The 8,707-nt window shown below is 71.1% G+C and carries 10 protein-coding genes; 1 reads left to right on the top strand and 9 read right to left on the bottom strand.

Features of this window, described 5'->3' with window-relative positions; translation table 11 throughout:
• Window positions 1-403 precede the first annotated feature (403 nt).
• From ACERM0_RS20115 to ACERM0_RS20085, 7 genes are all read right to left on the bottom strand, one after another.
• Complete coding sequence (locus ACERM0_RS20115) at window positions 404-2,791, bottom strand: ATP-binding cassette domain-containing protein (protein ID WP_373680422.1); 2,388 nt, start codon at window positions 2,789-2,791, stop codon at window positions 404-406.
• Between the two features lie 48 nt (window positions 2,792-2,839).
• Window positions 2,840-3,289 (bottom strand): pyridoxamine 5'-phosphate oxidase family protein, encoded by a 450-nt coding sequence (locus ACERM0_RS20110; protein ID WP_373680421.1) that lies wholly within the window; start codon window positions 3,287-3,289, stop codon window positions 2,840-2,842.
• Window positions 3,290-3,297: 8 nt separating this feature from the next.
• Window positions 3,298-3,708, bottom strand: a complete 411-nt coding sequence (locus tag ACERM0_RS20105; protein WP_373680420.1) for a VOC family protein — start codon at window positions 3,706-3,708, stop codon at window positions 3,298-3,300.
• Between the two features lie 36 nt (window positions 3,709-3,744).
• Complete coding sequence (locus ACERM0_RS20100) at window positions 3,745-4,194, bottom strand: helix-turn-helix transcriptional regulator (protein ID WP_373680419.1); 450 nt, start codon at window positions 4,192-4,194, stop codon at window positions 3,745-3,747.
• 29 nt (window positions 4,195-4,223) lie between these two features.
• The gene (locus ACERM0_RS20095) at window positions 4,224-4,523 is read right to left on the bottom strand and encodes a MoaD/ThiS family protein (protein ID WP_373680418.1); all 300 of its coding nucleotides are present in this window, start codon (window positions 4,521-4,523) and stop codon (window positions 4,224-4,226) included.
• On the bottom strand, window positions 4,520-5,632 hold the full coding sequence (locus ACERM0_RS20090) for a WD40/YVTN/BNR-like repeat-containing protein (protein ID WP_373680417.1): 1,113 nt from the start codon (window positions 5,630-5,632) through the stop codon (window positions 4,520-4,522). The genes ACERM0_RS20095 and ACERM0_RS20090 overlap by 4 nt, the downstream gene beginning before the upstream one ends.
• Before the next feature lie 155 nt (window positions 5,633-5,787).
• A complete protein-coding gene (locus ACERM0_RS20085; RefSeq protein WP_373680416.1) occupies window positions 5,788-6,930 on the bottom strand; it encodes an ATP-binding protein in 1,143 nt (380 codons plus the stop codon).
• Window positions 6,931-7,154: 224 nt separating this feature from the next.
• Here ACERM0_RS20085 and ACERM0_RS20080 point away from each other — a divergent pair, with 224 nt between their 5' ends.
• Window positions 7,155-7,655 carry a flavodoxin domain-containing protein gene (locus ACERM0_RS20080; RefSeq protein ID WP_373680415.1) on the top strand — a complete coding sequence of 167 codons (501 nt, stop codon included), beginning with the start codon at window positions 7,155-7,157 and terminating at the stop codon, window positions 7,653-7,655.
• Window positions 7,656-7,773: 118 nt separating this feature from the next.
• Here the strand turns inward: ACERM0_RS20080 and ACERM0_RS20075 are convergent, their stop codons facing one another.
• Entirely contained in the window at window positions 7,774-7,977 is a 204-nt protein-coding gene (locus ACERM0_RS20075) for a cold-shock protein (protein ID WP_373680414.1), read from the bottom strand.
• A 125-nt stretch (window positions 7,978-8,102) separates the two neighbouring features.
• Entirely contained in the window at window positions 8,103-8,693 is a 591-nt protein-coding gene (locus ACERM0_RS20070) for a sugar O-acetyltransferase (protein ID WP_373680413.1), read from the bottom strand.
• Window positions 8,694-8,707: the final 14 nt, after the last annotated feature.

Genomic DNA, 8,707 nt, shown 5'->3' with positions numbered 1-8,707 from the left:
CTGACCCTGGTCAGGTTTCGGGTTGTCGCCAGCCCGCCCGACCTCCGTCCGCTACCCACAACATGGCGAGAGTCAGGTTTTCGGTGTGGCGCCGTGCCGAACGTGGAACGGCGAACCGTCAGCGGGCACGTGGTATCGGAGGTGATCTCGTCGCCGCGGTGTCGCTCGGACGAGCCGAGCGGGCGCTGCGTAATGGCTTCGCCCCCGCGCACCGGCGAGCGAGCGCCCCCGTCGCCGCCGCACGCGAACGCGTTCTCGCGCACCACCTCGACGCCGAGGTGCGGACTCGGCTGCTGGTGGCGGCGGGTAGAAGTCACGTGACGGGCCGGGCGGGGCCGGCTCACCTCGTCGGTCGGCACGCCCGGGCATGACGGTGCACGGCCAACCTCTCCGTGCTGCGCCGTCAGGCGCCGACGTAGGTGGCGAGGTGCTCGCCGGTGAGGGTGGAGCGGGCGGCCACGAGATCGGCGGGCGTGCCCTCGAACACGACCCGGCCGCCGTCGTGGCCGGCGCCCGGACCGAGGTCGATGATCCAGTCGGCGTGTGCCATGACCGCCTGGTGGTGCTCGATGACGATGACCGACTTGCCGTCGTCGACCAGGCGGTCGAGGAGTGCGAGCAGCTGCTGGACGTCGGCGAGGTGGAGACCGGTGGTCGGCTCGTCGAGGACGTAGACACCGCCGTCGGCGCCCATCTGCACGGCGAGCTTGAGGCGCTGGCGTTCACCGCCGGACAGCGTGGTCAGCGGCTGCCCGAGCGTGAGGTAGCCGAGCCCGACGTCCGCGAGCCGGTCGAGGATCTTGTGCGCCGCCGGGGTCCGCGCCTCGCCGGCGCCGAAGAACGCCTCCGCCTCGGCCACCGGCATCTCGAGTACCTCGGCGATGTTGCGTCCGCCCAGCCTGTACTCCAGCACCGCCGCCTGGAACCGCCTGCCCTCGCAGGTCTCACAGGTGGACTCGACCGTGGCCATGACCCCGAGCTCGGTGTAGATGACCCCGGCGCCGTTGCAGGTGGGGCAGGCGCCCTCGGAGTTGGCACTGAACAGGCCCGGCTTCACCCCGTTGGCCTTCGCGAACGCCTTGCGGATCGGGTCGAGCAGGCCGGTGTAGGTGGCGGGGTTGCTGCGTCGCGAGCCCTTGATCGCGCCCTGGTCGACCACGACGACACCCTCGCGGCCGGCGACCGAGCCGTGGATCAGCGAACTCTTGCCGGATCCGGCCACACCGGTGACGACACACAGCACGCCCAGCGGGACGTCGACGTCGACGTCCCGGAGGTTGTGCGTCGAAGCCCCACGGATCTCCAGCGCGCCGCTGCCCGAGCGGACCGCCTCCTTCAGCCGGGTGCGGTCGTCGAGGTGGCGGCCGGTGATCGTGTCGCTGGCGCGCAGCCCCTCGACGGTGCCCTCGAAGCAGATCGTGCCTCCCGCCGTGCCCGCGCCGGGGCCGAGGTCGACGACGTGGTCGGCGATCGCGATCGTCTCCGGCTTGTGCTCCACGACGAGCACGGTGTTGCCCTTGTCGCGCAGCCGCAGCAGCAGGTCGTTCATCCGCTGGATGTCGTGCGGGTGCAGACCGATCGTGGGCTCGTCGAAGACGTAGGTGACGTCGGTCAGCGCGGAGCCGAGGTGGCGGATCATCTTGGTGCGCTGCGCCTCGCCGCCCGACAGCGTGCCCGACGGCCGGTCGAGGCTCAGGTAACCCAGTCCGATCGCCGTGAACGAGTCGAGCAGGTGCTGCAGTCCGGCCAGCAGCGGCGCCACCGACGGTGCGTCCACGCCGCGGACCCACTCGCGCAGGTCGCTGATCTGCATGGCGCCGACGTCGGCGATGTTCTTCCCGTCGATCTTCGACGACCGCGCCTCCGCAGCGAGGCGGGTGCCGTCGCACTCCGGACAGGCCGTGAACGTCACCGCCCGCTCCACGAACCGACGCACGTGGGGCTGCATCGCCTCGACGTCCTTGGAGAGCATCGACTTCTGGATCTTCGGGATCACGCCCTCGAAGGTGAGGTTGATGCCTTCGACCTTGATCTTGGTCGGCTCGCTGTAGAGCAGCGTCTGCAGTTCCTTCTTCGTGAACTTCGCGATCGGCTTGTCCATGGGCAGCCCGGCGCCGCTGAAGAGCCGGCCGTACCAGCCGTCCATGCTGTAGCCGGGGATCGTCAGGGCGCCGTCGGCGAGCGACTTGGAGTCGTCGTACAGCGCGGCCAGGTCGAAGTCGGTGACCGAGCCCATGCCCTCGCACCGCGGGCACATGCCGCCCAGGCGGTTGAAGGTCGCCTTCTCGGCCTTGGTCTTGCCGCCACGTTCGACGGTGATGGCCCCGCTGGCCGACACCGACGGCACGTTGAACGAGTAGGCGTTGGGCGGACCGATGTGCGGCTCGCCGAGCCGGCTGAACAGGATGCGCAGCAGAGCGTTGGCGTCGGTGGCGGTGCCGACCGTCGAACGAGGGTTCGCGCCCATCCGCTCCTGATCGACGATGATCGCGGTCGTGAGGCCCTCGAGCCGATCGACGTCGGGGCGCGCCAGCGTCGGCATGAAGCCCTGCACGAAGGCGCTGTAGGTCTCGTTGATCATCCGCTGCGATTCCGCGGCGATCGTGTCGAACACCAGCGAACTCTTGCCGGAGCCGGACACGCCGGTGAACACCGTCAGGCGGCGCTTGGGCAACTCGACGTGCACGTCCTGGAGGTTGTTCTCCCGTGCGCCGTGCACGCGGATCAGGTCGTGGCTATCGGCAGCGTGCCGCGTCGGTGCCGGCGCGGAGGTCTGCGTGATCGTGCTCATCGTGGCTCCAGCGGTTCGTCGCCGCGTGCGGCGGCGCGGGCAGCGTTCCTAGGTCAGCCAGGACCCCTGGCGCATCAGCGTGCGGCCCGGGATCTCGTTCACCTGGCGCCAGGCCTGGATACGGACCGGGCGCAGCACCAGGAACACGTAGCCCGTGCTGCGGCGCGGATCCCAGTCGGCCTGCGCGACGTAGGCCGACCCCAACGACTGGTCGTCGGAGACGGGGACGACCTTCTCCAGGGCGGCGTCGATCATCACTACGTCGCGGGTGGGGCCGACGGCCAGTCGCGCCGTGCCGGACGTGGTCAGGTTGCGCGCGGTGACCGAGGACTCCTCGACCGCGACCACCGCGCGTTCGTCCACCCAGACCAGCGACAGGGGGACGAGGTGGGGCGCGCCGACCGCCGACGCCGTGGCGACCCAGGCGTCGATCGCCGGGGTCGCCAGCATCGCCAGCGAGTCCGCCTTGCGTGCCTGGCGGTCACGGGGCTGCGCCATCGGACGACTCAGCGCAGTTCCTGGACGCGAACCATGTTGCCGGCCGGATCCCGGAAGGCGCAGTCGCGCGCTCCCCAGGCCTGGTCGGTCGGCTCCTGGACGACTTCCGCGCCACTGGCCTGCACCCGCTCGAACGTGCCCTCGAGGTCCTTGGTGGCCAGCATGATGCTGGCGTAGGTCCCCTTGGCCATCATCTCGGCGATGGTGCGGCGCTCGTCCTCGGTGATGCCGGGGTCGGCGCCCGGTGGGTGCAGGACGATGTTGACGTCGGGCTGCCCCGGAGGACCGACCGTGTTCCAGTGCATGCCGCCGTACTCGACCTGCTTGCGCACCTCGAAGCCGAGCGCGTCGCGGTAGAACGCCAGCGACGCCTCGGCGTCGTCGTGCGGCAGGAAGGTGGAGTGGATGATCATGTCCATGGCGGTCACCTCCGGGGTCGGGATCGTTGGACGGCGTCACGCTAGGGGTGTGGCGGAGACCGGTGCTTCTCGATTCCTGACCGGTCTGGTCACCCGCTTGGCGACGCACGGTGGCATCCCGGCGGCGGCCTGCGCCTGCTGTTGGCGGTAGACGCTGGGCGGAACTCCGACCAGCTCGGTGAAGCGGGTGCTGAAGGTGCCCAGCGACGCGCAGCCGACCGCGAAGCAGACCTCGGTGACGCTGAGGTCGCCGCGCCGCAGCAGGGCCATCGCCCGCTCGATGCGGCGGGTCATCAGGTAGCTGTAGGGCGACTCGCCGTAGGCGAGCCGGAACCGACGGCTGAGGTGGCCGGCCGACATGTGGACCCCGCGTGCGAGCGCCTCGACGTTCAGCGGCTGCGCGTACTCCCGGTCGATCCGATCGCGAACGCGGCGCAGCAGCGCGAGGTCGCGCAGGTGCTGGGTGTTGGCGGGCCCGTTGGTCATCGGCGCGATCCTGCCACGTCGGTGTGCGCTCAGCCACCGGCCATCGCGCCGATCACGGCGAAGGGCTCGTCGCCGCGCGCGACGGCGTCCGGCAGCGGCTGGTCCGGCGGCTCGTGGGACAGGTCCTCGCCGCAGGCGAAGAAGCGCACGAACGCGCGACGCCGGTGGGTGCCGTGGTCGCGGATCGTCCCGCGCAGGACGGGATAGGCGGCCTCGAGCGCGTCGAGCACGGCCCGGGTGGTCACCGGCGCCTCGACGTCCAGGCGGACCTCGCCGTGGTCGACCTGCGCCAGGTTGCGCAGGTGGTGGGGGAGCAGGACGCGGATCATGGCAGCGTCTGCGCCTCGACGGAGAGGATGCGCGGCAGCCCCTCCACGATCGGCACCCACGTGTCACCGGCGTCGGCCGAGCCGAACAGCTGACCGCTGGTGGTGCCGACGTACACGCCGCACGACTCCAGTCCGTCCACGGCCATCGCGTCACGCAGGACGTTGACGTAGCAGTGCTGTTGGGGCAGACCCTTCGTCAGCGGCTCCCACTCGCCGCCGCCGGTGCGGCTGCGGTAGACCTGCAGGGCGCCGTCGATGGGGTAGTGCTCGGAGTCGCTCTTGATCGGGACGACGTAGACGGTCTCCGGCTCGTGGGCGTGCACGTCGATGGCGAACCCGAAGTCGGTGGGCAGGTCCCCGCTGACCTCCTCCCAGCTGCCACCGCCGTCGTCGCTGCGCATCACGTCCCAGTGCTTCTGCATGTACAGCGTGCGCGGCCGTGACGGGTGACGGGCGATCTTGTGCACGCAGTGGCCGACCTCGGCCTCCTCGGCCGGGATCTCGCCGGAGCGCAGCCCCTTGTTGGCCGGGCGGAACGTCGCCCCGTCCTCGCTGAGGAACACGCCGGCGGCGGAGATGGCGACGAGGATGCGCTGCTCGTCGGTGGGGTCGAGCACGATGGTGTGCAGGCACAGCCCACCGGCGCCCGGCTGCCAGGACGGGCCGGACGTGCCCGAGCGCAGCCCCGACAGCTCCGCCCAGGTCATGCCGCCGTCGTCGGAGCGGAACAGGGCCGCGTCCTCGATGCCGGCGAACACCACCTCGGGGTCGGTCAGGGACGGCTGCAGGTGCCAGACCTTGGCGAATTCCCAGGGGTGCGGTGTGCCGTCGTACCACTGGTGCGTGCCGGGGTCGCCGTCGTAGGCGAACTCGTTGCCGACAGCGCTCCACGACCGGCCGCCGTCGTCCGAGCGCTGGATCACCTGGCCGAACCAGCCGCCGGCCTGCGAGGCGTAGAGCCGGTCCGGATCCACCGGCGATCCCGTGACGTGGAAGATCTCCCAGCCGCCGAAGAGGGGCCCTTCGACCTCCCAGTCCCGCCGGCGCTCGTCCGAGCGCAGCACGAACGCGCCCTTCGTCGTGCCGACCAACACGCGTACGCCCGCCATCCGACTCCCTTTCGTGAACGTCATCCGTCGTTCTACCGACGCCGTGGGACGTCGGAACTCATCGGTGGATCCTCGATGAGTTCCGCGCCGCCGTCGAGTCCGACACGACACCGACCTGAACGGCTCACGTGGCCCCGTTTCGAGGGACTCCGGTGTCAGGGGCGGCGGCGCGGCAGGCGGACCCGGAACGTCGCGCCCTCTCCCGGTGCGCTCTCCACGTCGATCGTGCCGCCGTGCAGTTCCACGAGCTGGCGGGCGATGGACAGGCCGAGCCCCGTCCCGCCGGCGGTGCCGCGTTCGAAACGGTCGAACATTCGCGCCAGCAGCTGCGGCGGGACGCCGGGGCCTTCGTCGCGCACCTCGAGGACGACGTCGTCGCCCTGCTCGTAGCCGCGCACCTGCACCGGCGTCCCGTCGGGCGTGTGCCGGGCCGCGTTGCCGAGCAGGTTGCGCAGCACGCGCTCCAGCGCGCCACGGTCGGCCTCGACGTCCAGCTCGTCCAGCGTCAGGCGGACCGGGTGGTCGGCCAGCACCGGGGACATGTCGGCGACGAGGTCCCCGGCGAAGTCGCGCAGCGCGACCTTCTCCGGCTGCAGCTGGACGCGGCCGTCGCTGAGCAGCGTGTAGGAACGCAGGTTGGTGACCAGTTCCTGGAGCGAGCGGGCGTTGGAGCGCAGCCGCTCGAAGATCTGCGGCCGTTCCTCGTCGGTGATGGCCCCGGTCGCCAGCAGGTCGACGAAGCCGCTGATACCGATGATCGGCGTCTGCAGGTCGTGGACGATCGCGCCGACGAGCTCGCGTCGCCACTCGTCGAGCTCCTGGAGGCGGCTGATGGCATGCTGTCGTTCCTCGAGCGCGCGCTCGCGCGCCTGCGCCGTCTCGTGGGCCTGGGTCATGTCGCGCGTGACCTTGGCGAAGCCGGTGTGGACGCCGGCGTCGTCGAACAGGGCCGTGATGACGACGTCGGCCCAGAACCGGCTGCCGTCCTTGCGAACGCGCCAGCCGCTGTGCTCGGCACGCCCCTCCGCCAGTGCCGTCGCCAACAGTCGCTCCGGCCACCGCTCCTCGCGCAGCTCCGGGGTGTAGAACAGCGAGTAATGGCGGCCGATGACCTCCGCGGCTGCGTAACCCTTCAGCCGCTGGGCACCCACGTTCCAACTCTGGATGATGCCGGTCGGATCCAGCATGAAGATGGCGTAGTCGGCGACGCTGTCGACCAGGAGCCGGAAACGCTCCTCACTGAGCCGCAATGCGTCGTCGGCGGCATGGCGGCTCGCGTCGTCCATGCGATCGGCCACTGCGCGTTCACTCCTGCCGTCCCCGGTTCGGCAACCTATCGACCGGAGCCGCCGTCGTGGTCATGGCCGGTGGATCACTGTCCTCCGCCCGGGGCCACGTCCGGCTCGGGAGGCGAATGGCCCGGCCGGGACCGGACGAAGCGCCCTGTCGGCGTCGCTGATCCGGGGACAGGCTCGGACCGTAACCCCGAAGCGACGGGGGCGTCCAGGGACGAGGTGAGACCATGCAGGTCCTGGTGTCGGCGGCCTCCCGCCACGGTGCAACCCGAGAGATCGCCGCCGCGATCGGCGAGCGGCTGGCCGGCCACGGCCTGCGGGTGGTGGTCGCGGACCCGGAGGTCGTCGAGGACGTCGAACGGTTCGACGCCGTCGTGCTCGGCAGCGCCGTGTACGCCGGCCATTGGCTCGACCCGGCGCGGCAGCTGGTGGAACGCTCGACGGCCGTACTCTCGGAGCGGCCGGTGTGGCTGTTCTCCTCCGGCCCGGTCGGCGACCCGCCCAAGCCGGTCGAGGACGCCGCGGAGCCGCGCGAGCTGCTCCGCACCCTGCCCGCCCGCGGTCACCGCACGTTCGCCGGCCGGCTCGACCGGGGATCGCTGGGGTTCGCCGAGCGGGCGATCGTCCGGGCCCTGCATGCGCCGGTCGGCGACTTCCGCGACTGGGCGGCGATCGCCGCCTGGGCCGACGAGATCCACGAGCAGCTGGTCGCCCTGCCGACCGGCTGAACCGGAGGGCGCCGGGAAAGAGCACGAGCCCCGCCGGGAGGCGGGGCTCGTGTCGATTCTGGTGTCCGTCGGGCAGCAACGCCGTCGTGCGAACCTCAGGATCGTCGTCGGGTCACCCTCAGAGGGGCGTGACCTCGGTCGCCTGCGGGCCCTTCTGGCCCTGACCGACGTTGAACTCGACGCGCTGACCCTCGTCCAGGGACTTGTAGCCCTGGGCCTGGATCGCGGAGAAGTGGACGAACAGGTCCTCGCCGCCCTCGGCCGGGCTGATGAACCCGAAGCCCTTGTCGGCGTTGAACCACTTGACGGTGCCCTCTGGCATGTTTCGCTTCCTATCGAAAACGCGCCGGCCCAGGATGTTCCCGACGAAAGCGAGGAACTTGCGGTCCTGACCAGCGCGTGAGCGGACAGCCTACACGTTCGTTCGCGTCGCTGCCCACACCACCCTCAGGCCCGGTCGGGGACCGCCACCCGGTCGGTCTCGCCGATCTCGCGCAGGATCCGTGCCGGGTTGCCGACCGCGACCACCCCGGCCGGCAGGTCGCGGGTCACGACCGCGCCGGCGCCGACCACGGTGTCGTCACCGATCGTGACGCCCGGACACACGATCACGCCGCCGCCGAGCCAGACGTTGTCGCCCAGGATGATCGGCTGGCCGGACTCCCAGCCCGCCCGCCGCGGTCCCGGGTCGACCGGGTGCGTGGCGGTCAGCAGCTGGACCCGCGTGGCGATCTGGCCGGCTGCGCCGATCGTGATCGGGGCGACGTCGAGGAAGATCGCGTCGTAGTTGACGAACGTGCCCTCGCCGATGCTGATGTGGCGGCCGTAGTCGCACCGGAACGACGGTTTCACCACCACGCCGTCGCCGCACGCGCCGAGCAGTTCACGCAGCAGCCGGTCCCGCAGGCCCTGCTCGTCGTGGCCGGTCGCGTTGTAGCGGTCGAGCAGCCGCTGCGCCCGGGCGTTGTCCGCCTCGAGTTGCGGGTCGGCGGCGAGGTACAGCTCGCCGCGCAGCATGCGTTCCTTCATCACGCTCATGCCAGGTGCTCCGG

It is taken from the genome of Egicoccus sp. AB-alg2 (assembly GCF_041821065.1).
Taxonomy (GTDB): domain Bacteria; phylum Actinomycetota; class Nitriliruptoria; order Nitriliruptorales; family Nitriliruptoraceae; genus Egicoccus.
The sequence above is the reverse complement of the archived record's forward strand: the minus strand, read 5'-3'. Positions and strand labels throughout refer to the sequence as shown.

What these genes read in the sequence shown, in the direction of transcription:
- ACERM0_RS20110 (WP_373680421.1), bottom strand. Translation starts at nt 3,289, where the DNA reads ATGGCGCAGCCCCGTGACCGCCAGGCACGCAAGGCGGACTCGCTGGCG.
- ACERM0_RS20080 (WP_373680415.1), top strand. Translation starts at nt 7,155, where the DNA reads ATGCAGGTCCTGGTGTCGGCGGCCTCCCGCCACGGTGCAACCCGAGAG.
- ACERM0_RS20090 (WP_373680417.1), bottom strand. Translation starts at nt 5,632, where the DNA reads ATGGCGGGCGTACGCGTGTTGGTCGGCACGACGAAGGGCGCGTTCGTG.
- ACERM0_RS20100 (WP_373680419.1), bottom strand. Translation starts at nt 4,194, where the DNA reads ATGACCAACGGGCCCGCCAACACCCAGCACCTGCGCGACCTCGCGCTG.
- ACERM0_RS20075 (WP_373680414.1), bottom strand. Translation starts at nt 7,977, where the DNA reads ATGCCAGAGGGCACCGTCAAGTGGTTCAACGCCGACAAGGGCTTCGGG.
- ACERM0_RS20095 (WP_373680418.1), bottom strand. Translation starts at nt 4,523, where the DNA reads ATGATCCGCGTCCTGCTCCCCCACCACCTGCGCAACCTGGCGCAGGTC.
- ACERM0_RS20115 (WP_373680422.1), bottom strand. Translation starts at nt 2,791, where the DNA reads ATGAGCACGATCACGCAGACCTCCGCGCCGGCACCGACGCGGCACGCT.
- ACERM0_RS20070 (WP_373680413.1), bottom strand. Translation starts at nt 8,693, where the DNA reads ATGAGCGTGATGAAGGAACGCATGCTGCGCGGCGAGCTGTACCTCGCC.
- ACERM0_RS20105 (WP_373680420.1), bottom strand. Translation starts at nt 3,708, where the DNA reads ATGGACATGATCATCCACTCCACCTTCCTGCCGCACGACGACGCCGAG.